This window comes from Pseudomonas sp. SWRI50, assembly GCF_014269095.1.
Classification (GTDB): domain Bacteria; phylum Pseudomonadota; class Gammaproteobacteria; order Pseudomonadales; family Pseudomonadaceae; genus Aquipseudomonas; species Aquipseudomonas kermanshahensis.
Genome location: NZ_JABWRW010000008.1, coordinates 153,824 through 179,961 on the forward strand (window position 1 = coordinate 153,824; position 26,138 = coordinate 179,961).

A 26,138-nucleotide genomic window follows, 5' to 3' on the forward strand; every position below is an offset into this window, starting at 1 on the left:
TTCGACGGTCACCGATAAGGAGTGTGAAGATGGCGAGTTCTACTATTACCGGACTGGGTTCGGGTCTAAAGATCGACGAGCTTGTTGCGGCGTTGGCGGGTGCAGAAAAAGCACCCAAGCAAACCCAGATCAATAATCAGACCGCCACCGCCACCACCACCTTGTCGGCCATCGGTACGATCAAAAGTGCGCTGGAAACGTACCGCGCGGCGCTGACCAAGCTTAATACCGCAGCGAGCTTCAATGGTTTGTCTGGGTCGTCGTCTGACGAAGCCATCGCCAAGATCAAATTGGGTGATGGCGCGTCGTCGGGTACGTACTCGCTTGAAGTGACGCAGCTGGCAACGGCATCCAAGATTTCGACTCAGGTTTACAAGAACACCTCGACCATCGTCAACGATTCGGGCGAGTCGCAAACCCTGACCATTAGCCAGGGCAATGCCACGCACAACGTTTCCATCGCTGCGGGTGCAACGCTGCAGCAGGCGCGCGACTCGATCAACGATCAGCTGCAATCCAAGGGCATCACGGCCAACATCGTCACTGACGCCAGTGGTTCGCGGCTGATCTTCTCGTCGACCAAAATGGGTGATGGCACCGAGCTGACCTTGGGTGGCACCGCCGACATGGCCACCGGTGTGACGACCATTGCAGAGCCGCAGAATGCCAAGTACAAGCTCGACGGCCTCGAGCTGGAATCGGCTTCCAACACCGTAACCGGTGCGGTCAGTGGCGTGGACATCACCCTGGTCAAAGAAGGCAAGTCGAGCCTTGTGGTGGCGAGCAACAACGACACCCTGAAAACCTCGGTGCAGTCCTTCGTGACCGCTTATAACGCCTTGATGACGACCATCAATGCGCAGACCAAGGTCACCACGGGCGCCGACGACAGCAGCGCCTCGGGTGCATCGCTGACAGGGGATGCGACCATGCGTTCGCTGGTCAGCTCAATCCGTAGCGAGCTCACCCGCAGTGTGGGTACCGGTGGCCTGCGTACGCTGTCGCAGCTAGGCATCAATACCGTACAGAAGACGGGGTTGCTTGAGCTCAACAACGACAAGTGGGATGCCGCAGTCAAAACGATGGGCGCTGACATCAGTGGCCTGTTCGTCGGTAAGGAAGGCCTGCTCAGCCGCATGACCGCGGCCACTGAAGAGTACGCCAAGACAGGGGGTATCCTCGCGTCGCGCCAGGCGAGCCTGACCACCCAGCTCAAGCAGTTGGAAGAGTCGCAGACCGCGCTTGATCGCCGTATTGAGTCGCTGACCGACACCCTGACCAAGAAGTACAACGCCATGGACACCCTGGTGGCCAAGCTCAAGGCGACCAGCGACAGCGTGATGACCACGCTAAACGCGCTCAACAAGTCCAACAGCGACGATTGATCGCCTAAAGAAATCCAGGCCAGGGCCGATTACCTAGGTATACGGCCACTGTTCTGCCCCGTTCACTGAGGATCCCCCATGCACCCGATGAGAGCCCTTCGCCAGTACCAGAAGGTCAATTCCCACGCCCAGATCTCCGAAGCGACCCCGCACCGCCTGGTGCAGATGCTGATGGAGGGTTCGCTGGACCGTATGGCCCAGGCCAAGGGCGCGATCAGCCGCGGCGACGTGGCGCAGAAGGGTGTGATGCTGGGCAAGGCGATCGACATCATCGGTGGCCTGCGTGAAGGGCTGGACAAGGAAAAGACCGACAACCCAGACGAACTGGACCGTCTCGACAGCCTGTATGCCTACATGGCCACCCGTCTGATCCAGGCCAACCTGGACAGCGACCCCGCCATCATCGACGAAGTCGCCCAGCTGATGATCACCGTGAAAAGCGGTTGGGATGCCATCGCCACAGCCGAGCAGTGACACGCCAGGAGGCCACATGAACGCGTTGCAGCGAATCGAAGACACCCGTCAGGCCCTGAACGAGGCACTGCAAGCGCGCGACTGGGCCGCCATTGGCGAGCTAGACCTGGCCTGCAGGGCGCAGATGGACGAATTACTGCAAGGGGCGGTGGAGGATGAGGCGGCGGTTCGGGTGAACCTCGAAGCGCTGATGGACGTTTATCGCCAACTAATCGACGTTGCAAGTGACGAACGTCAATCTTTAGTCCAGCAAATGTCCAATATCAATCAAGCGAAACAGGCCACAAAGGTATACCATCTGTTCAGCTGACGCTGAGCAGAACGCAAAGCTCGGCGCCATAAATTTGACTGCTTCTAAGTTTTTGACTTTACTAGTGGCTGTTTTCGAATTTCAGACGTCCGAACACTGACCATTCAGTCGGAATGATGTCGAGCACGCCCCGCAGGGCGCCGATATGACTAGGGAAGTTGCTATTGCATGTGGCGTGAAACCAAGATTCTTCTGATCGATGACGACAGCGCCCGCCGCCGCGATCTGGCGGTGGTCCTGAATTTTCTAGGCGAAGAAAACCTCGCGTGCTCGAGCCAGGACTGGCAGCAGGCGGTGGAATCGTTGTCTTCGAGCCGGGAAGTGCTGTGCGTACTTGTCGGTGCCGTGAATGCTCCGGGCAATCTCCTTGGGCTCCTTAAGACAGTGGCCGGGTGGGATGAGTTCCTTCCGGTGCTGCTTTTAGGTGAAATTTCTTCTGCAGAGTTGCCGGAAGAGCTTCGCCGTCGGGTCCTCTCCAACCTCGAAATGCCGCCGAGCTACAGCCAGTTGCTCGATTCGCTGCACCGTGCCCAGGTCTATCGCGAGATGTACGACCAAGCACGCGAGCGCGGGCGCCAGCGCGAGCCGAACCTGTTCCGCAGCTTGGTCGGCACCAGCCGCGCCATCCAGCATGTGCGGCAGATGATGCAGCAAGTGGCGGACACCGATGCCAGCGTGTTGATCCTCGGCGAGTCGGGCACCGGCAAAGAGGTGGTGGCGCGCAACCTGCACTACCACTCCAAGCGCCGCGATGCGCCGTTCGTGCCGGTCAACTGCGGCGCGATCCCGGCCGAGCTGCTGGAAAGCGAACTGTTCGGCCATGAGAAGGGCGCCTTTACCGGTGCCATCACCAGCCGTGCCGGGCGTTTCGAGCTGGCCAACGGCGGCACCCTGTTCCTCGACGAGATCGGCGACATGCCGCTGCCGATGCAGGTCAAGCTGCTGCGCGTGTTGCAGGAACGCACCTTCGAGCGCGTGGGCAGCAACAAGACCCAGAGCATCGACGTGCGCATCATCGCCGCGACCCACAAAAACCTCGAAAGCATGATCGAGGATGGGACCTTCCGCGAAGACCTGTACTACCGCCTGAACGTCTTCCCCATCGAGATGGCACCCCTGCGTGAGCGGGTGGAAGACATCCCGCTGCTGATGAACGAGCTGATCTCGCGCATGGAGCACGAGAAGCGCGGCTCGATCCGGTTCAACTCTGCCTCGATCATGTCGCTGTGCCGGCATGGCTGGCCGGGCAACGTGCGCGAGCTGGCCAACCTGGTCGAGCGCATGGCGATCATGCACCCGTACGGGGTGATCGGCGTGTCCGAACTGCCGAAAAAATTCCGCTACGTCGATGATGAAGACGAGCAGATGGTCGACCACCTGCGCAGTGATCTCGAAGAGCGCGTGGCCATCAACGGCCATGCACCCAACTTCGCCAACCCCGCGATGCTGCCGCCCGAAGGCCTTGACCTCAAGGACTACCTGGGCAGCCTGGAGCAGGGCCTGATCCAGCAGGCACTGGACGATGCCAACGGTATCGTTGCGCGCGCGGCTGAACGTTTGCGTATCCGCCGTACCACGCTGGTCGAGAAGATGCGCAAGTACGGCATGAGCCGTCAGGGTGGCGAGGAACAGGCGGAGGATTGACCCCCTTTGCGCCTGTTTCAGGCAGTCGGTAAACCCTTGTAGGAGCAGCCTTGTGCTGCGAAGAGGCCGGTGGCAGCACAGAAAGGCTCTGTGCATGCGCCGGCCTCTTCGCATCACAAGGCTGCTCCTACACAGGTTGCACAATACGCATCGCAGTTTGGTAAAACCCCATCTTCGGCACGGCTATTGCTACACCGCTGGCACCACACCGTTTTTATGACGGTCAGCCACGCGAGAGAGCACGATGCCCCAGGCCGCCCACGTTTCCCGAGCCCCCGATCTGCAGGGGCATACCCCGGTCGAGCAGGAAAGCCGACAGGGTGTCGAGCAGGCTTTCGCCTTGTTCAATCAGGTCTCCAGCCAGCTAAGCCAATCCTACAGCCTGCTCGAAGCCCGCGTCAGTGAGCTCAAGGGCGAACTGGCCGTGGTCAGTGCCCAGCGCATGGACGAGCTGAACGAAAAGGAACGCCTGGCCAATCGCCTGCAGAACCTACTGGACTTGTTGCCGGGCGGGGTGATCGTGATCGACGGCCAGGGCAGGGTGCGCGAAGCCAACCCGGCCGCCTGCGAACTGCTCGGCGAGCCGCTGATCGGTGAGCTGTGGCGCCAGGTCATTGCCCGCAGCTTCGCCCCGCGCAAGGATGACGGCCATGAAGTGTCGCTGCGCGACGGCCGCCGCTTGTCCATCGCCACCCGTTCGCTGGATGCCGAACCCGGCCAACTGGTGCTGCTCAACGACCTGACTGAAACCCGTCGCCTGCAAGACCAGCTGGCGCGCCATGAGCGCTTGTCGTCGCTGGGGCGCATGGTCGCCTCGTTGGCCCATCAGATTCGCACGCCACTGTCGGCGGCCATGCTCTACGCCAGCCACCTGGCCGACAGCCAGCAAGACCTGAGCGCCGAAACCCGCCAGCGCTTCGCCGGTACCTTGAAGGAACGCCTGCACGAGCTGGAGCACCAGGTGCGCGACATGCTGGTGTTCGCCCGCGGCGAGCTGCCGCTGGGTGATCGTGTGACCCCGAAAGCATTGTTCCAGGCCCTGCAGCAGGCGGCGCAGTCGCACGTGCAAGGGCATGCCGTGCGCTGGCAGTGCGACAGCCACCTGGGCGAGCTGCTGTGCAACCGCGACACCCTGGTTGGCGCCTTGCTCAACCTGATCGAGAATGCCCTGCAAGCCAGCGAAGAGCCGGCCCGGCTCAAGGTGCACGTGTTCCGTCGTGAGCAGGTGTTGCACCTGTGCGTGAGTGATGCCGGCAGCGGTATCGACGCCGATTTGCTGGGCCGCCTGGGTGAGCCGTTCTTGACCACCAAGGCCACCGGCACCGGGCTGGGCCTGGCCGTGGTCAAGGCTGTGGTGCGGGCGCACCAGGGCACCCTCAGCCTGCGTTCGAAGGTTGGGCGCGGCACCTGCGTGCGGGTCGAACTGCCGCTGATCGATGGGCAACTGGCGGAGGCGGGCTGATGGCGATCAAGGTGCTGCTGGTCGAGGATGACCGCGTTTTGCGCCAGGCGCTTGGCGACACCCTGGAAATCGGCGGCTTCGACTACCGGGCCGTGGGCAGTGCCGAAGAGGCGCTGGAGGCAGTGCTGGCCGAGGCGTTCAGCCTGGTGGTCAGCGACGTGAACATGCCCGGCATGGATGGGCATCAGCTGCTGGCGCAATTGCGCCGCCAGCAGCCACAACTGCCGGTGCTGCTGATGACGGCGCATGCCGCAGTCGAACGTGCCGTGGAGGCGATGCGCCAAGGCGCTGCCGATTACCTGGTCAAGCCCTTCGAGCCCAAGGCGCTGTTGAGCCTGGTGGAGCGCCACGCCGCAGGCCGTGTCAGTGCAGCGGAAGAAGAAGGGCCGGTGGCCTGCGAGCCGGCCAGCCGGCAGTTGCTCGAACTGGCTGCGCGGGTAGCGCGCAGTGACTCGACCGTGTTGATCTCTGGCGAGTCGGGTACCGGCAAGGAAGTGCTGGCGCGCTACATTCACCAGCAGTCCCCGCGGGCGGCCGAGCCTTTTGTGGCGATCAACTGCGCGGCCATCCCTGACAACATGCTCGAGGCCACGCTGTTCGGCCACGAGAAAGGCGCCTTCACCGGCGCCATCGCGGCCCAGGCCGGCAAGTTCGAGCAGGCGGAGGGCGGCACCTTGCTGCTCGACGAGATTTCCGAGATGCCGCTGGCCTTGCAGGCCAAGCTGTTGCGGGTGCTGCAGGAGCGCGAGGTGGAGCGGGTAGGTGGGCGTAAGCCGATCAGTCTGGATATCCGCGTGCTGGCCACCACCAACCGCGACCTGGCAGGCGAAGTGGCGGCTGGCCGCTTCCGTGAAGACCTGTATTACCGGCTGTCGGTGTTCCCCCTGGCCTGGTGCGCGCTGCGCGAGCGCAAGGGCGATATCCTGCCGCTGGCCGAGCGTTTGCTGGCACGCCATGTCAGCAAGATGAAGCACGCACCCGTGCGCCTGTCTACCGATGCGCGGGCCTGCCTGCAGGCGCATGCCTGGCCCGGCAACGTGCGCGAACTGGACAACGCCTTGCAGCGCGCCTTGATCCTGCAGCAGGGCGGGGTGATCGAAGCGGCGGATTTCTGTCTGGCGGGCGCCATTCCATTGTCGGCCGGCGCGGCGCCGTCAGTGGCAGCCGTGGTTGCCGAAGCCAGTGGCCTGGGCGATGACCTGCGCCGCCATGAGTACCAGACCATCATCGACACCTTGCGCGCCGAACGCGGCCGCCGCAAGGAAGCCGCCGAGCGCCTGGGCATCAGCCCGCGCACCCTGCGTTACAAGCTGGCGCAGATGCGCGATGCCGGGTTCGACGTCGAGGCCAGCCTCTTCGGCTGATGCATCGCACCCACAGGCACCCGCTAAATCAACAGGTTATGGGTTTTTCTGTAGGAGCTGGCTTGCCTGCGATGGGCTGCGAAGCAGCCCCTGGATTTCAGCTCCATAGCAAACATCACCAAGCCTGCTTTGCAGGGATCGCGCTAAACCAAATGGACAGGGTGGCAAGGCTGGCACCTTTGTTGCTTTACACGAGCTATCCGCCGCATGAGTGTCAAAAAAATGCGGCCGCCGGAGAGAGAAGGTCATGAGCCAAGGTGTTGAATTCAATCGTCTGATGCTGGACATGCGCGCGATGCAGGCTGATGCCATGTCGCTGCCCAAGGTGTCCGCTGCCCCCGAACTGGCCCCGGGCCAGAGCAGCTTTGCCGACATGCTCGGCCAGGCCATCGGCAAGGTGCATGAGACGCAGCAGGCTTCCACCCAGCTGGCCAACGCCTTCGAAATTGGCAAGACCGGCGTCGACCTGACCGATGTCATGGTCGCCTCGCAAAAGGCCAGCGTCTCCATGCAGGCACTCACCCAGGTACGCAACAAGCTGGTCCAGGCGTATCAAGACATCATGCAGATGCCGGTTTGAGGACGGACGTAACCCATGGCTGAAGCAGTCGTCGATAACGCCCCCGCCAAGAGCGGCCAGCCAGCGGCCAAACCGCCGCTGTTCGGCATGGCGTTTCTGGAAAACATTTCGCAGATGCCCATGCTGCGTCAGGTCGGCCTCATGGTCGGGTTGGCGGCGAGCGTGGCGATCGGCTTCGCCGTGGTGCTGTGGTCGCAACAGCCGGACTATCGGCCGCTGTATGGCAGCCTGTCGGGCATGGACACCAAGCAGGTCATGGAAACCCTGGCCGCCGCAGACATTCCCTACAACGTCGAGCCCAATTCCGGCGCGCTGCTGGTCAAGGCCGACGACCTCTCCCGTGCGCGCCTGAAGCTGGCGGCCGCAGGCGTGGCGCCGAGCGATGGCAACGTCGGTTTCGAGCTGCTCGACAAGGAGCAGGGCCTGGGCACCAGCCAGTTCATGGAGGCCACCCGTTATCGCCGCAGCCTGGAAGGCGAACTGGCCCGTACTGTTTCCAGCCTGAACAACGTCAAGGCTGCGCGCGTGCACCTGGCCATTCCGAAAAGTTCGGTGTTCGTGCGTGACGAACGCAAGCCCAGCGCCTCGGTACTGGTCGAGTTGTACCCAGGCCGTGGGTTGGAAGCCGGGCAGGTGATGGCGATTGTCAACCTGGTCGCCACCAGCGTGCCAGAGCTGGACAAGTCGCAAGTCACTGTCGTCGACCAGAAGGGCAACCTGCTCTCCGAACAGCTGCAGGACACCGCCCTGACCATGGCGGGCAAGCAGTTCGACTACAGCCGCCGCATGGAAAGCATGCTTACCCAGCGTGTGCACAATATCTTGCAGCCGGTGTTGGGTAACGATCGCTACAAGGCCGAAGTCTCCGCCGACCTGGATTTCAGTGCGGTCGAATCGACCTCCGAGCAGTTCAACCCCGACCAGCCGGCGCTGCGCAGCGAACAGTCGGTGGACGAACAGCGCGCCAGCAGCCAGGGCCCGCAAGGCGTGCCCGGCGCGCTGAGCAACCAGCCACCGGGTGCGGCGTCTGCGCCGCAAACCACGGGTGCAGCCGCCACCCCGGCCGCCGCCATCCAGCCCGGCCAGCCGCTGGTGGATGCCAACGGCCAGCAGATCATGGACCCGGCCACCGGCCAGCCGATGCTTGCGCCGTACCCGGCAGACAAACGCCAGCAAAGCACCAAGAACTTCGAGCTGGACCGCTCCATCAGCCACACCCGTCAGCAGCAGGGCCGCATGACCCGCCTGTCGGTGGCGGTGGTGGTCGACGACCAGCTCAAGATCGACCCCACCAGTGGCGAGACCACGCGTGCCCCTTGGGGTACCGAGGACCTGGCGCGCTTTACCCGCCTGGTGCAGGACGCGGTCGGCTTCGATGCCAGCCGTGGCGACAGCGTGACGGTGATCAACGTGCCGTTTGCCGCCGATCGTGGCGAAGAAATCGCTGACATCGCCTTCTATCAGCAGCCGTGGTTCTGGGACATCGTCAAGCAAGTGCTGGGCGTGGTGTTCATCCTGGTGCTGGTGTTCGGCGTGCTGCGCCCGGTGCTCAACAACATCACAGGGGGCGGCAAGCAGGCTGCCTCAGACAGCGACATGGAGCTGGGCGGCATGATCGGTCTGGATGGCGAACTGGCCAACGACCGCGTCAGTCTGGGTGGCCCGACAAGCATTCTGTTGCCAAGCCCGAGCGAGGGCTACGAGGCACAGCTCAACGCAATCAAAGGCCTGGTGGCCGAAGACCCGGGCCGCGTGGCCCAGGTCGTGAAAGACTGGATCAACGCCGATGAGTGATAACCGAGCCGTTACCGCCAAGCTGAGCCGCGTCGACAAAGCGGCGATCCTCCTGCTCTCGCTGGGTGAAACCGATGCGGCCCAGGTACTGCGGCACATGGGCCCTAAGGAAGTGCAACGTGTGGGCGTGGCCATGGCGCAGATGGGCAACGTGCACCGCGACCAGGTAGAGCAGGTGATGAGCGAGTTCGTCGACATCGTCGGCGACCAGACCAGCCTGGGCGTGGGCTCTGACGGTTACATCCGCAAGATGCTCAACCAGGCCTTGGGCGAGGACAAGGCCAACGGCCTGATCGACCGCATCCTGCTGGGGGGCAACACCAGCGGCCTGGACAGCCTCAAGTGGATGGAGCCGCGTGCCGTGGCCGATGTGATCCGCTACGAGCACCCGCAGATCCAAGCCATCGTGGTCGCCTACCTGGACCCTGACCAGGCCGGTGAAGTGCTGAGCAACTTCGACCACAAGGTGCGCCTGGACATCATCCTGCGCGTGTCGTCGCTGAACACCGTGCAACCGGCGGCGCTGAAGGAGCTGAACCAGATTCTCGAGAAGCAGTTCTCGGGCAACTCCAATGCTGCGCGGACCACCTTGGGCGGTATCAAGCGGGCTGCTGACATCATGAACTTCCTCGACAGTTCGGTGGAAGGTGCGCTGATGGACTCGATCCGCGAAGTCGACAACGACCTCTCGGAGCAGATCGAAGACCTCATGTTCGTCTTCAACAACCTGGCCGATGTCGACGACCGTGGCATCCAGGCGCTGCTGCGCGAGGTGTCTTCGGACGTGCTGGTGGTGTCGCTCAAAGGCGCCGACGAGCGGGTCAAGGACAAGATCTTCAAGAACATGTCCAAACGTGCGTCGGAACTGCTGCGCGACGACCTGGAGGCCAAAGGGCCGGTACGGGTCAGCGACGTGGAAACGGCACAGAAAGAAATCCTCACCATCGCCCGACGCATGGCCGAGGCCGGCGAGATCGTGCTCGGCGGCAAGGGTGCCGAGGAAATGATCTAACGTTGCCGGATTCTGCCGACTGGCGCAGCCCACTGTGGGAGCGGGCTTGCCCGCGAAGGCGCCAGATCGGGTGATGAGGTTGTCCCTGCCGACGCATTCGCGGGCAAGCCCGCTCCCACAGGGATCGCGTTGGCTGAACGTGGTTTGAGAACATCACAGCATGTCCAGCAAAGAACATCACCCCAGCGACCTGATCCGCGCCCGCGACCTCGAGGGCGTCGATGTCTGGGCGCTGCCCAGCTTCGACCCGGAACCCGAGCCGCAACCCGAGCCTGAACCGGAACCCGAAGTCATCGAGGAAGAAGTCGAGGAAGTGCCGCTGGAAGAAGTCCAGCCGCTGACCCTCGAAGAACTCGAAGCCATTCGCCAGGACGCTTACAACGAAGGCTTTGCCACCGGCGAGCGCGAGGGCTTTCACAGCACCCAGCTGAAGGTGCGCCAAGAGGCTGAGCAGGCCCTGGCGGCCAAGGTCGGCAGCCTCGAGCGGCTGATGGTCAACCTGATGGCGCCCATCGCCGAGCAAGACACACAGATCGAGAAAACCCTGGTGCACCTGGTCGCGCACATGACCCGCCAGGTGATCGGCCGCGAGCTGCGCAGCGATTCCAGCCAGATTACCCAGGTGCTGCGCGAAGCCCTCAAGCTGCTGCCAATGGGCGCGGACAACATCCGCATTCACCTCAACCCCCAGGACTTCGAACTCGCCAAGTCCCTGCGCGAGCGCCACGAAGAAAATTGGCGGCTGCTCGAAGACGAAGCCTTGCTGCCGGGTGGCTGCCGCATCGAGACCGCCCACAGCCGTATCGACGCCAGCATGGAAACGCGCATCGAGAAGGCCGTGGCGCAGCTGTTCGACCAGCTTCACGACCATTCCCTGCACCCTGCGCCGGCCGATGTGTCGATCGACCTGGACCGCCCCGATGCGCCTTGACCGCACCAGTTTCGGCAAACGCCTGGGCAGTTACGCCGAGGCGATCGAGCTGCCGGTGCAGCCGATCGTCGAAGGCCGCCTGCTGCGCATGGTTGGCCTCACCCTCGAGGCCGAAGGGTTGCGCGCTGCGGTGGGTAGCCGCTGCCTGGTGATCAATGACGACAGCTATCACCCGGTGCAGGTCGAGGCCGAAGTCATGGGCTTTGCCGGGTCCAAGGTATTCCTCATGCCGGTTGGCAGTATCGTCGGCATCGCTCCTGGTGCGCGGGTGGTACCGCTGGACGACGGCGGCCGCCTGCCCATGGGCATGAGCATGCTCGGGCGGGTGCTGGATGGCGCCGGCCGCGCCCTCGATGGCAAAGGCGGCATGAAGGCCGAAGACTGGGTGCCAATGGATGGCCCGGTGATCAACCCGCTCAACCGCGACCCCATCAGCGTGCCGCTGGACGTAGGCATCCGCAGCATCAATGGCCTGCTCACCGTCGGCCGTGGCCAGCGCCTGGGCCTGTTCGCCGGTACCGGTGTGGGCAAGTCGGTGTTGCTGGGCATGATGACGCGCTTCACCGAAGCCGAGATCATCGTCGTTGGGCTGATCGGCGAGCGGGGCCGCGAGGTGAAGGAATTCATCGAGCACATCCTTGGTGAAGAAGGCCTCAAGCGCTCGGTAGTGGTCGCCTCGCCCGCCGATGACGCGCCGTTGATGCGCCTGCGCGCGGCCATGTATTGCACGCGCATTGCCGAATACTTCCGCGACAAGGGCAAGAATGTCCTGTTGCTGATGGATTCGCTGACCCGTTTTGCCCAGGCTCAGCGTGAGATCGCCTTGGCGATCGGTGAGCCGCCGGCCACCCGAGGTTACCCGCCGTCGGTGTTCGCCAAGCTGCCGAAGCTGGTGGAGCGGGCGGGCAATGGCGAGCCGGGTGGCGGCTCGATCACTGCGTTCTACACGGTATTGTCGGAGGGCGACGACCAGCAGGACCCGATCGCCGACTCGGCGCGGGGGGTGCTCGACGGCCACTTCGTGTTGTCCCGGCGCTTGGCCGAAGAAGGCCACTACCCCGCGATCGACATCGAAGCGTCGATCAGCCGGGTAATGCCGCAGGTGGTCGATGCTGATCATCTGCGCCAGGCGCAAAAATTCAAGCAGTTGTGGTCGCGCCTGTCGCAGAGCCGCGACCTGATCAGCGTCGGTGCCTATGTGGCCGGTGGCGACCCGGAGACCGACCTGGCGATCGCCTTGCAGTCCCGCTTGGTGGACTTTCTACGTCAAGCGCTGGACGAAAACGTCGGCATGGCGCAGAGCCGCGATCAGCTGGGGGCGATATTCACGCCTCCGGCGGGCGGTTGATAGGCCATGGCACTGCCCGGACGTGCCGCGCGCCTGGCGCCGGTGGTGGACATGGCCGAAGAGGCCGAGCGCAAGGCCGCCCAGCGCCTTGGGCATTTTCAGCAACTGGTGACCCAGGCGCAGGTCAAGTTGGCTGAGCTGGAGCGTTTTCGCGAGGACTACCAGCTGCAGTGGATCAACCGCGGCGGGCAGGGCGTCAATGGCAGCTGGCTGGTCAATTACCAGCGTTTTCTCGGGCAACTGGAAACTGCTATGACCCAGCAGCGCCAGAGCCTGACCTGGCACCAGAACAACCTGAACAACGCCCGCGGCACTTGGCAGCAGGCCTATGCCCGAGTCGAGGGGTTGCGCAAGTTGGTACAGCGTTACCTGGATGAAGCGCGGCGCGCCGAAGACAAGCGCGAGCAGCGCTTGCTGGATGAGCTGTCGCAGCGCTTGCCCAGACAAAGTCACCCCTGATTTTTAATCGCCGGCGCGCGCCGCTGAGGGCGATCTGGTGGCCGTCTCGCTTGCACTCCCACCCCAGGCTGCTAAACCTTAAAAGGTTGCATCCGCCATCATCGAAGGAATCGCTAGCATGGCAGTCGAGACTGATTTTTCGCAGGACGGGAAAAAGCTGACGATCACGGTCAAGGGTCGTTTCGATTTCGGCAAGCACCAGGAGTTTCGCGAAGCCTACGAGCGCCAGCCGGGTCGGCCGGACTCGGTGGTCGTGGACCTGAAAGACACCACCTACCTCGATAGCTCCGCGCTCGGCATGTTGTTGCTGCTGCGCGATCACGCGGGCGGCGACGATTCGGACGTGCGTGTGGTGCACGCCAGCTCCGATGTGCGCAAGATCCTCGCCATCTCCAATTTCGAAAAACTGTTCGATATCAGTTGAGCCGCGTGATGGCTGCCGAACAGGCGTTGACCGTGCTGGTCGCCGAAGACGGGGCCGCCGACCGCTTGTTGCTGGCGCAAATCGTCCGGCGCCAGGGGCATCAGGTGTTCACCGCAGAAAACGGCGAGCAGGCGGTGGCGCTGTTTGTCGAACGGCGCCCGCACCTGGTGCTGCTTGATGCGCTGATGCCGGTGATGGACGGTTTCGAAGCGGCCCGGCAGATCAAGGCCCTGGCCGGAGAAGCGTTGGTGCCGATCATATTCCTCACCTCGTTGAACGAGGAGGATGCCTTGGTGCGCTGCCTGGAGGCCGGCGGCGATGACTTCATGGCCAAGCCCTATAGCCCGGTGATTCTCGCCGCCAAGATACGCGCCATGGGCCGCCTGCGCAGGCTGCAGGCCACTGTGCTCGCCCAGCGCGACGAAATCACCCGCCACCATCACCACCTGCTCAACGAGCAGCGGGTGGCCAAGGCGGTATTCGACAAGGTGGCCCATGCGGGCTGCCTGGCTGCGCCCAACATTCGCTACCTGCAATCGCCCTACGCACTGTTCAATGGTGACTTGCTACTGGCCGCGTTCACGCCCTCGGGGGACATGCAGGTGCTGCTGGGGGATTTCACCGGCCACGGCCTGCCCGCCGCCGTTGGCGCCATGCCCCTGGCAGAAGTGTTCTACGGCATGACAGCCAAGGGGTATGGCCTGGCGCAGACACTGCGCGAAATGAACGCCAAGCTCAAACGCATCCTGCCGGTGGACATGTTTTGCTGTGCAGTGATGCTCAACCTGAGCGTGCAGCGCGGCTCAGTGGAGGTGTGGAACGGCGGCATGCCAGACGGCTATCGCTTGTCTGCAGGCGGCGAGGTGCTGTCGGCGCTGGCTTCGCGGCATTTGCCGCTGGGTATTCTTGCCCCTGAGCGCTTCGACGACAGCACGCAAGTGCTGCCGCTGGCGGCGGGGGAGCGCTTGCTGCTGTTGTCAGACGGCGTGCTGGACACGGCCGATGACCAGGAACGCTTGTTTGGCGTCGAGCGCCTGCAAGGGGTGCTGGCTGGCAACCGAGACCCGGCCCACTTGTTTGATGAGGTGATGCAGGCCTTGGAACATTTCGGCGGGCAGCCTCGGGACGACATCAGCCTGTGCGATATCCGCATGTTCGCGGCCGATGAGCGGGTGCCGGCGCCGATGATCTACGCTGAACGCGGTCGCCCCAGCCCGCTGGATTGGTCGCTTGGGTTCGAACTGCGCGGCGAAAGCCTGAAGCAGTCCAACCCGGTGCCGTACCTGGTGCAGCTGTTGCAGGAAATTCACCCGCTGCGCGCGCGCACCGGCAACCTGCACAGTGTGCTCAGCGAGCTGTTCTCCAATGCCTTGGAGCATGGGGTGTTGGGCCTGGATTCGCGGCTCAAGCGCGATGTGCAGGGCTTTGCCGATTACTACCGGGAGCGTGCCCGGCGCTTGGCGGCATTGGCTGACGGTTTTGTGCGCATCGACTTGAAGGTTGAACCCCTCGCCGATGGCGGGCGTCTGATGATCGAGGTGCGTGACAGCGGCGCAGGGTTTGATGTGCAGCGGGTGCTGTCGCAGCCGCCCTCGGAGCAGGGCCTGAGTGGCCGTGGCCTGCAGCTGGTAACGCGGCTGGGCAGTAATGCGCAATGGTGCGAAGGCGGCCGCTGCGCCCGGGTAGAGTTTGTATGGTGAGCCCGCCTGTGACCCTGGGGCTGGCTCGGGCATAATCTGGCTTGATCAAGGAGTGAACAAGTGACTGAGATTCATATCGACCACAAGGTGCTCAACGACCTGCGTGAGGTCATGGAGGATGGCTACCTGCATCTGGTGCAGACATTCCTGGATGACTCCGAGCGGCGCTTGAGCGAGTTGCACGCTGCCAAAAACGCCGATGAGCTGGGCTCAGCGGCCCATAGCTTCAAGGGCAGCAGCAGCAACATGGGGGCTGTCGCGCTGGCTGGCCTGTGCCAGCAACTGGAAGACCGCGTGCGCCAGCCACCGCTGTATGGCATCGAGGACCTGATCAACCGTATCGACCTGGAATATGTAGAGGTTCGGCGCTTCTACCGCGGTGAGGAGCACCGTATCTCGGCGGGCTGATGCGCGACTTGGCGCGAGTCTTGCCTGTCTTTGCCCGGATGACTTTTCAGTTTCTGGCGCGGAGACCGCTCAATGCCTGTCGCACCCAATCCTTTGTTGCAAGCAAACGCCGTTGGCAAGTCGTCGCGAGCGACCAGCTCGATGGTGGACAAGCCCTCGCAGGCGCTGGGTGACGCGGGCGGTGGCTTCGACCAGGTCATGGCCAAGCAGAAAGCGTTTGGGCAGGACGACAAGGTCGCCCAGGCCAAGCCCAAGGACAAGCCAGAAGTGGCACACGGCGGCAAGAAAGATGCTGCCGACAAGCCATCGGTTGCCGATGACGGCAACAAATTGCCAGCCGACGATCAGGCCTCAGACCCCGCCGACACAGGGTTGCGCGACGCCAGCCTGGTGGCCGGCCAGGTCACCGATGCGCAGCCTGGCGCGCAACTGATTCAAGCCCAGGCTGAGGCCGTGGCGCCCGTGCTTCAGGCTGCCACTGCACAGTCGCAAGCCAGCGCAGCGCTGACGGAGGAGCCTGCCGCCGAAGAGGCGTTCGACCCCGACGCCGACCCCTTGGCCAACCTGCCAACCTTGCGCCTGGCACTGGAACAGAGCGCCCAGGCCAAAGGCACCACCTCGGCACACGCCGTGGACCCCTCGCAGGCTCAGGGGGATGAAGGCCGAGGAGCCGTCAATACCTTGGCGAATCTGGTCGATACCGCTGAGGGTGAGGCGGGCGAGCCAGGCGACAAGGCCTTCGGTGCACTGCTTGAAGAGGGCCTGAAGGACACCAAGAGCGCCAGCAGCGACACGCGCGTCGACGATTTCGCCGATCGCCTGGCCAGCCTGACCCAGGCGGCCACGGCGAAAACCGCCAATGCCGTGCCGGCGAATGCCAGCCCTTTGCACCAACCCTTGCCGATGAACCAGAACGCCTGGACCGAAGGCCTGGTGAATCGGGTCATGTACCTGTCCAGCCAGAACCTCAAGTCGGCAGACATCCAGCTGGAGCCCGCCGAGTTGGGGCGGCTGGACATTCGCGTCAATGTAGCGGCGGATCAGTCGACCCAGGTGACCTTCATCAGCGGCCACGCCGGTGTGCGTGATGCCCTCGACAGCCAGGTGCACCGCTTGCGCGAGCTGTTTACCCAGCAGGGCCTGGCGCAGCCAGACGTCAACGTTGCTGACCAGTCACGCGGGCAACAGCATCAGCAGGCGCAGGAGCAGGGCAGCAATCTGTCGGGCGTCGCGGCGCGGCAACAGGCCGGGCAGGGCGGCTCCGAGCAGGTCGATAGCAGCAGGCCGGTTGAGCAGCAGGTGGTGATTGGCGACAGTGCGGTTGATTATTACGCGTGAGGGCGGGGTGCCTGTCTTTAGGTTGTTGGTGCCGTTGAGAACGAGCGCCGCCCGCGCGGCGCATCGCGAGCAACGCTCGCTCCTACGTTTGTTTTCGGCCAATAACGCCTGTGACAGGTGCGCGCGACTGCCTTGTTTGTTCGACGCGATATCGCGCCATGCGTCAGAGGCGGTCGCGCGCGTATGCCCCAGGAATAATTGGCCCGAAACAAGCGTAGGAGCGAGCGTTGCTCGCGATGCGCCGCGCGGGCGGCGCTCGATCTCCCAGGCGCTGCCCCCCTAACGCCAAACCCACCCAAACCTCATTCCATCCCCCACCCAAAACCTGGCATAACACTTGCTCAAGCCACGTCATCCTCCTTTGAACCCCCGATGGACGACGGATTATTGGCATGGCGAAAACCGAAGCAGTAAAAGACCCCGCCACAAAAGGCAAACTCAAGCTGATCCTGCTGTTGGTGCTGGGCCTGGTGCTGGCGATCGGCCTTTCGGTGGGCGCTACCTGGTTCATCATGCACAAGAGCGACTCCGCGCCGGCCACCGACCCGGCCGCCGCCAACGTCAAGCCTGTGGCCATCTACGAAGCGCTCACCCCGGCCTTCGTGGTCAACTTCAACCAGAACGGCCGCCAGCGCTACATGCAACTGAGCATCACCCTGCAAGCGCGCAACCAGGCTGACCTGGATGCCCTCAAGGTGCACATGCCGGTGATTCGCAACAACCTGGTGATGATGTTCTCCGGGCAGGGCTTCGACACCCTGGCCGGCAGCCCGGTAGGGCAAGAGATGCTGCGCCAGAAAGCCACCGCCGTGGTGCAGGAAGTCGCCCAGAAGGAAGTCGGCAAGCCGGTCATCGACCAGTTGCTGTTCACCAATTTCGTATTGCAGTAGGAGTCCGCAATGGCCGTACAGGACCTGCTGTCCCAGGATGAAATCGATGCGCTGTTGCACGGTGTCGACGATGGTCTGGTGCAGACCGAGAGCGCTTCCGAGCCAGGCAGTATCAAAAGCTACGACCTGACCAGCCAGGATCGTATCGTCCGCGGTCGTATGCCGACCCTGGAAATGATCAACGAACGCTTTGCCCGCTACACCCGCATCAGCATGTTCAACCTGCTGCGCCGCTCGGCGGACGTGGCGGTGGGTGGCGTGCAGGTGATGAAGTTCGGCGAGTACGTGCATTCGCTGTATGTGCCGACCAGCCTCAACCTGGTCAAGATCAAGCCACTGCGCGGCACCTCGTTGTTCATCCTCGACGCCAAGCTGGTGTTCAAGCTGGTGGACAACTTCTTTGGCGGTGACGGCCGTCACGCCAAGATCGAAGGCCGCGAGTTCACCCCGACCGAGTTGCGCGTGGTGCGCATGGTCCTCGACCAGTGCTTCGTCGACCTCAAGGAAGCCTGGCAGGCCATCATGCCGGTCAACTTCGAGTACATGAACTCCGAGGTCAACCCGGCCATGGCCAACATCGTCGGCCCCAGCGAGGCGGTGGTGGTGTCGACCTTCCACATCGAGCTGGACGGCGGTGGCGGCGACCTGCACGTGACCATGCCGTACTCGATGATCGAGCCGGTGCGCGAGATGCTCGATGCGGGCTTCCAGTCCGACCTGGACGACCAGGACGAGCGCTGGGTCAAGGCCCTGCGCGAAGACGTGCTGGACGTGGCCGTGCCACTGACCGCCACGGTTGCCCGCCGCCAGCTGAAGCTGCGCGACATCCTGCACATGCAGCCTGGCGATGTGATCCCGGTGGAACTGCCCGAGCACTTGGTGCTGCGCGCCAACGGCGTGCCCTCGTTCAAGGCGCGGCTGGGTTCGCACAAGGGCAACCTGGCCCTGCAGATCATCGACCCGATCGAACGCCGCTGACGGCGTGCCGGTCGCTCACTACGAATTGAATGCCTGTCGAGGAAATCATGGCTAACGAAAACGAGATCACGTCCGCGGAAGACCAGGCCCTGGCCGACGAATGGGCGGCGGCGCTGGAGGAAACCGGTGATGCCGGCCAGGCCGATATCGACGCGCTGCTGGGCGGCGACACCGGTAACAGCGGCGCTGGCCGCCTGCCGATGGAAGAGTTCGCCAGCTCGCCGCGGCCGAACGAGAATGTCAGCCTCGAAGGCCCTAACCTGGACGTGATCCTGGACATTCCGGTGAACATTTCCATGGAAGTGGGCAGCACCGAGATCAACATCCGCAACCTGCTGCAGCTCAACCAGGGGTCGGTGATCGAGCTCGACCGCCTGGCCGGCGAGCCGCTCGACGTGCTGGTCAATGGCACGCTGATCGCCCATGGCGAAGTGGTGGTGGTCAACGAGAAGTTCGGCATCCGCCTGACCGACGTGATCAGCCCCAGCGAACGTATCAAGAAGCTGCGCTGAGTGAAGGGCACGATGCGCGCCGGCGCTGCTTTTGCCGGGCTGCTCGCCAGCCAGTGGGCCTGCGCGGCGGCCAACCCTGCGGCAACCACCGCTGCCGCGCCTGGCAGCCTGGGTGGGCAACTGGCGCAGATGGTCTTTGGCCTGCTGTTGGTGGTGGGCCTGATCTTCTTCCTGGCCTGGATGTTGCGCCGCATGCAAGGCGCGGCGGTCAAAGGTGGCCAGGTGATCGAGATCATCGGCAGCCGGGCCATTGGCCCGCGTGACCGCCTGTTGCTGGTGCAGGTCGGCAAGGAGCAGATCCTGATCGGCCACACCCCAGGCAGTATCGAGGCCCTGCATGTGCTGGCCGAACCCGTCGAAGTGCCCGCAACTGCCCGTCAGGCAGCGCCGGAGTTTGCCCAGCGGCTGATGGAGCTGATGGGCAAGGACCAGAAGGACAAGAAGTGATGACCGGCGTGCTGCGCATGATGTTGACCCTGGCGCTGCTGCTGGCCGCGCCATTGGCCCTGGCTGCCGACCCGCTGTCGATCCCGGCCATCACCCTGTCCAATGGGGCAGACGGGCAGCAGGAGTATTCGGTCAGCCTGCAGATCCTGCTGATCATGACGGCGCTGAGCTTCATCCCGGCGTTCGTCATCCTGATGACCAGCTTCACCCGCATCATCATTGTCTTCTCGATTTTGCGCCAGGCCCTGGGCTTGCAGCAGACGCCTTCGAACCAGATTCTGACCGGCATGGCGCTGTTTTTGACCATGTTCATCATGGCGCCGGTGTTCGACCGGGTGAACCAGGATGCGCTGCAGCCCTACCTGAAAGAGCAGATGACTGCCCAACAGGCCATCGACAAGGCCCAGGGGCCTCTGAAGGACTTTATGCTGGCGCAGACCCGGCAGAGCGACCTGGACTTGTTCATGCGCCTGTCCAAGCGCACCGACATCGAAGGCCCTGACCAGGTGCCACTGACCATCCTGGTGCCGGCCTTCGTCACGTCCGAGCTGAAGACCGCGTTCCAGATCGGCTTCATGATCTTCATCCCGTTCCTGATCATCGACATGGTGGTCGCCAGCGTGCTGATGGCCATGGGTATGATGATGCTGTCGCCGCTGATCATTTCGCTGCCGTTCAAGATCATGCTGTTCGTCCTGGTCGATGGCTGGGCGCTGATCATGGGCACACTGGCCAGTAGTTTCGGCGGCGTCTGACGCCGTCAAGGAGAGCCACGCATGACCCCTGAAGTTGCTGTCGACCTGTTCCGCGATGCACTTTGGCTGACCACGCTGATGGTCGCCATCCTGGTGGTGCCGAGCCTGCTGGTGGGCCTGATGGTGGCGATGTTCCAGGCCGCCACGCAGATCAACGAACAGACCCTGAGCTTCCTGCCGCGTCTGCTGGTAATGCTGGTCACGCTGATCGTCGCGGGGCCTTGGCTGGTGCAGAAGTTCATGGAATACATCACCACGCTCTACACCAGCATCCCGCAGCTGATCGGTTGACACGGCCATGCTGGAGCTGACCAACGCACAGATCGGCACCTGGGTCGCCACCTTCATCCTGCCGTTGTTCCGGGTGACGGCAGTGCTGATGACCATGCCGATCTTCGGCACGCGCATGCTGCCGGCGCGGGTGCGCCTGTACGTGGCGGTGGCCATCACCGTGGTGATCGTCCCGGCGCTGCCGCCGTTGCCCGAGTTCGAGCCGTTGAGCCTGCAGAGCCTGCTGCTGTGTGGCGAGCAGATCATCGTCGGGGCGTTGTTTGGGTTCTCGTTGCAGCTGCTGTTCCAGGCCTTCGTCATCGCTGGCCAGATCGTCGCGGTACAGATGGGCATGGCCTTCGCCTCGATGGTCGACCCGGCCAACGGCGTCAACGTCACGGTGATCAGCCAGTTCATGACCATGTTGGTCAGTGTGCTGTTCCTGTTGATGAACGGGCACTTGGTGGTCTTCGAGGTGCTGACCGAAAGCTTCACCACCTTGCCGGTGGGCAATGCGCTGATGGTCAACCAGTTCTGGGAAATGGCCGGGCGCCTGGGTTGGGTGTTCGGCGCCGGGTTGTTGCTGATCTTGCCGGTTATTGCCGCGCTGCTGGTGGTGAACATCGCCTTTGGCGTGATGACGCGGGCGGCGCCACAGCTGAACATCTTCTCCATTGGCTTCCCGCTGACACTGGTCATGGGCATGGGGATTTTCTGGATCGGCCTGGCCGATATGCTTTCCCACTACCAGGCATTGGCCAGCGACGCGCTGCAATGGCTGCGTGATCTGGCAAGGGCGCGCTGAGCATGGCTGAAAGCGAGAGTGGTCAGGACAAGACAGAAGACCCCACCGACAAGCGCAAGCGCGATTCGCGCGAAAAAGGTGAGATCGCCCGCTCCAAGGAGCTGAACACGGTGGCGGTGACCCTGGCAGGCGCCGGCGGCCTGCTGATGTTCGGCGGCCACTTGGCCGAGACGCTGCTGAGCGTGATGCGCATGAACTTCAGCCTGACCCGCGACATGATCGTCGACGAGCGCGCCATGGGCGCGTTTTTGCTGGCCTCGGGCAAGATGGCGATCTGGGCGGTGCAGCCCGTACTGATTCTGCTGTTCGTGATCTCGTTCGTTGCTCCGATCGCGTTGGGCGGTTTCCTGTTTTCCGGCAGCCTGCTGCAGCCCAAATTCAGCCGCATGAACCCGCTGTCGGGGATCAAGCGCATGTTCTCGATGCATGCCTTGACTGAGCTGCTGAAGGCGTTGGCCAAGTTTTTCGCGATCCTGATCGTGGCGGTGGTGGTGCTGGTCAGCGACCGCCAGGCGTTGCTGTCGATTGCCAATGAGCCGCTGGAACAGGCGATCATTCACAGTGTTCAGGTGGTGGGGTGGAGTGCGCTGTGGATGTCGGCGGGGCTGCTGCTGATCGCGGCGGCGGACGTGCCGTTCCAGCTGTGGCAGACGCACAAGAAAATGAAAATGACCAAGCAGGAAGTGCGTGACGAGTACAAGGACTCGGAGGGCAAGCCTGAGGTCAAGCAGCGTATTCGCCAGCTGCAGCGCGAAGTGTCGCAGCGGCGCATGATGGCGGCGGTGCCGCAGGCGGACGTGATCATCACCAACCCCACGCACTATGCCGTTGCTCTGCAGTACGACCCGGAGAAGGGCGGGGCAGCGCCCTTGCTGCTGGCCAAGGGTACCGATTTCATGGCATTGAAGATTCGCGAGATTGGTGTCGAGCACAAGATCCAGATCCTTGAATCGCCGGCCCTGGCGCGGGCGATCTATTACTCCACCGAGCTTGAGCACGAGATCCCGGCGGGGTTGTACCTGGCGGTGGCGCAGGTGTTGGCGTATGTGTTCCAGATTCGTCAGTACCGGTCGGGCAAGGGCAAGCGGCCGGAGCCGTTGAAGGATGATTTGCCGATTCCGCCGGATTTGCGGCGCGATAGCTGATAGGCGCTTGGCGATGGTCGTTTAGCGCCTGTGAGATCGAGCGCCGCCCGCGCGGCGCTCGATCTCAAACCCACCAAAAAACCCAAGGCGAACACCCAAACAGCAAAGTTGGAAGGCTTCTTGCAGAGCCACGCCCAGGCGCCCCCTGGGCGTCAAAGTTTTGCATCAAGAGGACTCGCGGTGGATCGCACTCAGTTAATCAACAACGCACGCCACAACCTGGCCGGTCTCGGCCGGGGCAACCTGGGTGTGCCGCTGTTGCTGCTGGTGATGTTGGCAATGATGATGTTGCCGATACCGCCGTTCCTGCTCGACGTGTTCTTCACCTTCAACATCGCCCTGTCGATCGTGGTGCTGCTGGTCTGCGTCTACGCCCTGCGCCCACTCGACTTCGCCGCATTCCCCACCATCCTGCTGGTGGCGACGCTGCTGCGCCTGGCCCTGAACGTCGCCTCCACCCGTGTGGTCATGCTCCACGGCCAGGAGGGCCATGGCGCTGCGGGCAAGGTGATCCAGGCCTTCGGTGAAGTGGTCATCGGCGGCAACTATGTGGTCGGTGCGGTGGTGTTCGCCATCCTCATGATCATCAACTTCGTCGTGGTGACCAAGGGTGCTGGGCGTATTTCCGAGGTAAGCGCGCGCTTCACCCTCGATGCCATGCCCGGCAAACAGATGGCCATCGACGCCGACCTCAACGCCGGCTTGATCGACCAGGCCCAGGCCAAGGCCCGCCGCTCCGAGGTCGCGCAGGAGGCCGAGTTCTATGGCTCGATGGACGGTGCCAGCAAGTTCGTGCGCGGCGACGCCATCGCCGGCCTGCTGATCCTGTTCATCAACCTCATCGGCGGCATGCTCATCGGCATGCTCCAGCACGGCATGCCGTTCAGCGAAGCCGGCAAGGTGTACGCCTTGTTGACTATCGGTGACGGTTTGGTGGCGCAATTGCCATCACTGCTGCTGTCCACCGCTGCGGCCATCATGGTCACCCGGGCTTCGGGCTCGGAAGACATGGGCAAGTTGATCAACCGGCAGATGTTCGACTCACCCAAGGCCCTGGCGGTCTCCGGTGCGCTGATGATCATCATGGGCCTGGTGCCGGGCATGCCGCATGTGGCCTTCCTCAGCCTTGGCCTGATGGCCGGCGGCGGTGCCTACCTGGTGTGGAAGAAACAGCAGCAGGTGAAGGTAAAGGCCCAGGAAGAGGCGCAGCGCCAGCAGGACTTGCTGCCCTCGCCACAGCGTGCGCTGGAAACCAAGGAGCTGGGCTGGGACGACGTTACCCCGATCGACATGATCGGCCTTGAGGTCGGTTACCGCTTGATCCCGCTGGTCGACCGCAACCAGGGCGGCCAGTTGCTGGCGCGGATCAAGGGCGTGCGCAAGAAGCTGTCCCAAGACCTGGGTTTCCTCATGCCCACTGTGCACATTCGCGACAACCTCGACCTGCAGCCCAGCGCCTACCGCCTCACGTTGATGGGGGTGATCCTGGCTGAAGCGGAGATTTACCCGGACCGCGAACTGGCGATCAACCCGGGCCAGGTATTTGGCACACTCAACGGCATTGCCGCACGCGACCCGGCCTTTGGCCTGGAGGCGGTGTGGATCGACGTCGGCCAGCGCTCCCAGGCGCAGTCGCTCGGCTATACCGTGGTCGATGCCAGTACGGTGGTGGCCACGCACCTCAACCAGATCCTGCAAAAGCACTGTCACGAGCTGATCGGCCATGAGGAAGTGCAGCAATTGCTGCAAGTGTTGTCCAAGGCTTCGCCTAAACTGGCAGAAGAATTGGTGCCAGGTGTCATTTCCTTGTCGGGGCTGCTGAAGGTCTTGCAGGCATTGCTGTCCGAGCAAGTGCCGGTGCGCGATATCCGCAGCATCGCCGAGGCGATCGCCAACAACGCGGGCAAGAGTCAAGATACCGCCGCGCTGGTGGCCGTGGTGCGCGTCGGATTGTGTCGCGCCATCGTGCAAAGCATTGTCGGCGTTGAGTCTGAGCTGCCGGTGATCACCCTTGAACCGAGGTTGGAACAGATTTTGCTCAATAGTCTGCAAAGGGCCGGGCAGGGTCAGGAAGACGGTGTTCTTCTGGAACCGAGCATGGCCGAAAAGCTGCAGCGTTCGCTGATTGACGCGGCCCAGCGCCAAGAGATGCAAGGCCAGCCGGCCATTCTCCTGGTCGCCGGCCCGATCCGCGCCATGCTGTCGCGCTTCGGTCGCCTGGCTGTACCGAATTTGCATGTTCTGGCGTATCAGGAAATACCTGACAACAAGCAAGTCACCATCGTTGCCACCGTGGGCCCTAACGGCTGAGGTAGTGGATAATGCAAGTTAAGCGATTTTTCGCCGCCGATATGCGTCAGGCCATGAAGCTGGTCCGGGATGAGCTTGGCTCCGATGCCGCCATCATCGGTAACCGCCGCATCGCCGGTGGTGTCGAATTGACGGCCGCGCTGGACTACAAATTGTCCGCCCTGGCCCCGCGCGTACCCAACGCCGAGCTTGAAGAAGAGCTGCGCAAGACCCACACGCGCATTGCCACGGCCCAGGCCGAACTGGACCAGCGCAGCGACACCAGCGACAACAACCGCCAATTGTTCGCCGGGCAGTCGCTGACGGCCTCCGAGCCGCTGGTCGAGCCGCACGTGGACGCCCCGGCACCTGCCGCTGCGCCAGCCCCGGCGCCAGTCGACCCGCGCCTGTTCGATGCTATGCGCTCGGAGCTGTCGGGCCTGCGCGAGCTGCTGGAAGTGCAGCTCGGCTCGCTGGCCTGGAGCCAGCTGCAAGGCAGCAAGCCGCAGCAGGCCAACCTCTGGCGCCGCCTGCAGCGCATCGGCCTGTCCGGCCCGATTGCCCGTGAACTGCTCGACCTCACGACTGAGATCGAAGAGCCACGCCAGGCCTGGCGCATGCTGCTGGCGCACCTGGCGCGGATGATCGAAATCCCCGAGGTGGAGCCGATTGAAGAGGGCGGTGTGATCGCCATGGTCGGCCCGGCCGGCATGGGCAAGACCACCACCCTGGCCAAGCTGGCTGCGCGCTACGTGCTCAAGTACGGCGCCCCGCAGTTGGCGCTGGTGAGCATGGACAGCTTCCGCATCGGTGCCCAGGAGCAGCTCAAGACCCTGGGGCGCATCCTCAATGTGCCGGTGACCTACGTCGACCCGGGCCAGTCCCTGGCCCAGGCGCTGGAACCGCTGCTGCGTAAGCGCGTGGTGCTGATCGATACCGCTGGCCTGCAGGCCAGCGACCCGGCCCTGCGCATGCAGCTGGAAACCCTGGCCAGCCGTGGCATCGCCGCGAAGAATTACCTGGTGCTGGCAACCACCAGCCAGAAGCAGGTGCTGACCGCCGCCTACCACAGCTACAAGCGCTGTGGCCTGGCCGGCTGCATCCTGACCAAACTCGACGAAACGGCAAGCCTCGGCGACGTGCTGAGCCTTGCCATCAGTCATGAATTGCCGGTGGCCTACCTGACCGATGGGCCGCGCATTCCCGACGATTTGCACTTGCCCCGGGCGCACCAGCTGGTCACCCGTGCGGTCAATGTGCAGCAGCAGGACGAGCCCAGCGAAGAGGCCATGGCCGATATGTTCGCTGATCTCTATCACAACCCACGGCGAGCGGGTTGATGATGAAGTGTGTGCAACGTAGCTATGCCAAGGGGCACGCAGAATTGCCTCACGTGTGGCCTGAGTCCCAGCGA

General features: G+C 63.3%; 26 protein-coding genes. All 26 read left to right on the top strand.

The window, feature by feature from the left end; genetic code table 11:
• Positions 1-29: 29 nt before the first annotated feature.
• The gene (gene fliD / locus HU750_RS11590) at positions 30-1,385 is read left to right on the top strand and encodes a flagellar filament capping protein FliD (RefSeq protein WP_027593039.1); all 1,356 of its coding nucleotides are present in this window, start codon (positions 30-32) and stop codon (positions 1,383-1,385) included.
• Between the two features lie 78 nt (positions 1,386-1,463).
• The gene (gene fliS, locus HU750_RS11595; RefSeq protein WP_027593038.1) at positions 1,464-1,859 is read left to right on the top strand and encodes a flagellar export chaperone FliS; all 396 of its coding nucleotides are present in this window, start codon (positions 1,464-1,466) and stop codon (positions 1,857-1,859) included.
• A 16-nt stretch (positions 1,860-1,875) separates the two neighbouring features.
• Positions 1,876-2,169 carry a flagellar protein FliT gene (gene fliT / locus HU750_RS11600; RefSeq protein ID WP_027593037.1) on the top strand — a complete coding sequence of 98 codons (294 nt, stop codon included), beginning with the start codon at positions 1,876-1,878 and terminating at the stop codon, positions 2,167-2,169.
• 168 nt (positions 2,170-2,337) lie between these two features.
• Complete coding sequence (gene fleQ, locus HU750_RS11605) at positions 2,338-3,813, top strand: transcriptional regulator FleQ (RefSeq protein ID WP_099454940.1); 1,476 nt, start codon at positions 2,338-2,340, stop codon at positions 3,811-3,813.
• Positions 3,814-4,057: 244 nt separating this feature from the next.
• On the top strand, positions 4,058-5,275 hold the full coding sequence (locus HU750_RS11610; protein ID WP_238348891.1) for a sensor histidine kinase: 1,218 nt from the start codon (positions 4,058-4,060) through the stop codon (positions 5,273-5,275).
• Positions 5,275-6,639 carry a sigma-54-dependent transcriptional regulator gene (locus HU750_RS11615; protein WP_186679636.1) on the top strand — a complete coding sequence of 455 codons (1,365 nt, stop codon included), beginning with the start codon at positions 5,275-5,277 and terminating at the stop codon, positions 6,637-6,639. Before HU750_RS11610 ends, HU750_RS11615 begins: the two co-directional genes overlap by 1 nt.
• Positions 6,640-6,886: 247 nt before the next feature.
• A complete protein-coding gene (gene fliE / locus HU750_RS11620; RefSeq protein WP_027593033.1) occupies positions 6,887-7,219 on the top strand; it encodes a flagellar hook-basal body complex protein FliE in 333 nt (110 codons plus the stop codon).
• 15 nt (positions 7,220-7,234) lie between these two features.
• Positions 7,235-9,013 (top strand): flagellar basal-body MS-ring/collar protein FliF, encoded by a 1,779-nt coding sequence (fliF, locus tag HU750_RS11625; RefSeq protein WP_027593032.1) that lies wholly within the window; start codon positions 7,235-7,237, stop codon positions 9,011-9,013.
• Positions 9,006-10,025: a flagellar motor switch protein FliG gene (fliG, locus tag HU750_RS11630; RefSeq protein WP_027593031.1), complete on the top strand. Its 1,020-nt coding sequence runs from the start codon at positions 9,006-9,008 to the stop codon at positions 10,023-10,025. The genes fliF and fliG overlap by 8 nt, the downstream gene beginning before the upstream one ends.
• 160 nt (positions 10,026-10,185) lie before the next feature.
• A complete protein-coding gene (gene fliH, locus HU750_RS11635; RefSeq protein WP_186679639.1) occupies positions 10,186-10,956 on the top strand; it encodes a flagellar assembly protein FliH in 771 nt (256 codons plus the stop codon).
• Complete coding sequence (gene fliI / locus HU750_RS11640; RefSeq protein WP_186679643.1) at positions 10,946-12,304, top strand: flagellar protein export ATPase FliI; 1,359 nt, start codon at positions 10,946-10,948, stop codon at positions 12,302-12,304. The genes fliH and fliI overlap by 11 nt, the downstream gene beginning before the upstream one ends.
• A gap of 6 nt (positions 12,305-12,310) precedes the next feature.
• Positions 12,311-12,763 (top strand): flagellar export protein FliJ, encoded by a 453-nt coding sequence (gene fliJ, locus HU750_RS11645; RefSeq protein WP_186679647.1) that lies wholly within the window; start codon positions 12,311-12,313, stop codon positions 12,761-12,763.
• Positions 12,764-12,881: 118 nt separating this feature from the next.
• Positions 12,882-13,187, top strand: coding sequence for an STAS domain-containing protein (locus tag HU750_RS11650; RefSeq protein ID WP_186679650.1), 306 nt, complete (start codon positions 12,882-12,884; stop codon positions 13,185-13,187).
• A gap of 8 nt (positions 13,188-13,195) precedes the next feature.
• On the top strand, positions 13,196-14,887 hold the full coding sequence (locus tag HU750_RS11655; protein WP_186679653.1) for a fused response regulator/phosphatase: 1,692 nt from the start codon (positions 13,196-13,198) through the stop codon (positions 14,885-14,887).
• A gap of 60 nt (positions 14,888-14,947) precedes the next feature.
• On the top strand, positions 14,948-15,295 hold the full coding sequence (locus tag HU750_RS11660; RefSeq protein WP_027593025.1) for an Hpt domain-containing protein: 348 nt from the start codon (positions 14,948-14,950) through the stop codon (positions 15,293-15,295).
• Positions 15,296-15,367: 72 nt separating this feature from the next.
• Positions 15,368-16,633: a flagellar hook-length control protein FliK gene (locus HU750_RS11665; protein ID WP_186679655.1), complete on the top strand. Its 1,266-nt coding sequence runs from the start codon at positions 15,368-15,370 to the stop codon at positions 16,631-16,633.
• Positions 16,634-17,025: 392 nt separating this feature from the next.
• The gene (gene fliL / locus HU750_RS11670) at positions 17,026-17,523 is read left to right on the top strand and encodes a flagellar basal body-associated protein FliL (RefSeq protein ID WP_099454932.1); all 498 of its coding nucleotides are present in this window, start codon (positions 17,026-17,028) and stop codon (positions 17,521-17,523) included.
• 9 nt (positions 17,524-17,532) lie between these two features.
• Complete coding sequence (gene fliM / locus HU750_RS11675) at positions 17,533-18,501, top strand: flagellar motor switch protein FliM (protein ID WP_027593022.1); 969 nt, start codon at positions 17,533-17,535, stop codon at positions 18,499-18,501.
• A gap of 47 nt (positions 18,502-18,548) precedes the next feature.
• Positions 18,549-19,013, top strand: coding sequence for a flagellar motor switch protein FliN (gene fliN / locus HU750_RS11680; protein WP_186679658.1), 465 nt, complete (start codon positions 18,549-18,551; stop codon positions 19,011-19,013).
• Between the two features lie 12 nt (positions 19,014-19,025).
• Entirely contained in the window at positions 19,026-19,460 is a 435-nt protein-coding gene (gene fliO / locus HU750_RS11685) for a flagellar biosynthetic protein FliO (RefSeq protein ID WP_186679659.1), read from the top strand.
• Positions 19,460-20,215 (top strand): flagellar type III secretion system pore protein FliP, encoded by a 756-nt coding sequence (gene fliP, locus HU750_RS11690; protein ID WP_027593019.1) that lies wholly within the window; start codon positions 19,460-19,462, stop codon positions 20,213-20,215. Before fliO ends, fliP begins: the two co-directional genes overlap by 1 nt.
• A 21-nt stretch (positions 20,216-20,236) precedes the next feature.
• Entirely contained in the window at positions 20,237-20,506 is a 270-nt protein-coding gene (fliQ, locus tag HU750_RS11695; RefSeq protein WP_186679660.1) for a flagellar biosynthesis protein FliQ, read from the top strand.
• Between the two features lie 7 nt (positions 20,507-20,513).
• Positions 20,514-21,290 carry a flagellar biosynthetic protein FliR gene (gene fliR, locus HU750_RS11700; RefSeq protein WP_186679662.1) on the top strand — a complete coding sequence of 259 codons (777 nt, stop codon included), beginning with the start codon at positions 20,514-20,516 and terminating at the stop codon, positions 21,288-21,290.
• 2 nt (positions 21,291-21,292) lie between these two features.
• Positions 21,293-22,435, top strand: coding sequence for a flagellar biosynthesis protein FlhB (gene flhB, locus HU750_RS11705; RefSeq protein WP_027593016.1), 1,143 nt, complete (start codon positions 21,293-21,295; stop codon positions 22,433-22,435).
• 180 nt (positions 22,436-22,615) lie between these two features.
• Positions 22,616-24,745 carry a flagellar biosynthesis protein FlhA gene (gene flhA, locus HU750_RS11710; protein WP_027593015.1) on the top strand — a complete coding sequence of 710 codons (2,130 nt, stop codon included), beginning with the start codon at positions 22,616-22,618 and terminating at the stop codon, positions 24,743-24,745.
• Between the two features lie 11 nt (positions 24,746-24,756).
• A complete protein-coding gene (flhF, locus tag HU750_RS11715) occupies positions 24,757-26,064 on the top strand; it encodes a flagellar biosynthesis GTPase FlhF (protein ID WP_027593014.1) in 1,308 nt (435 codons plus the stop codon).
• Positions 26,065-26,138: the final 74 nt, after the last annotated feature.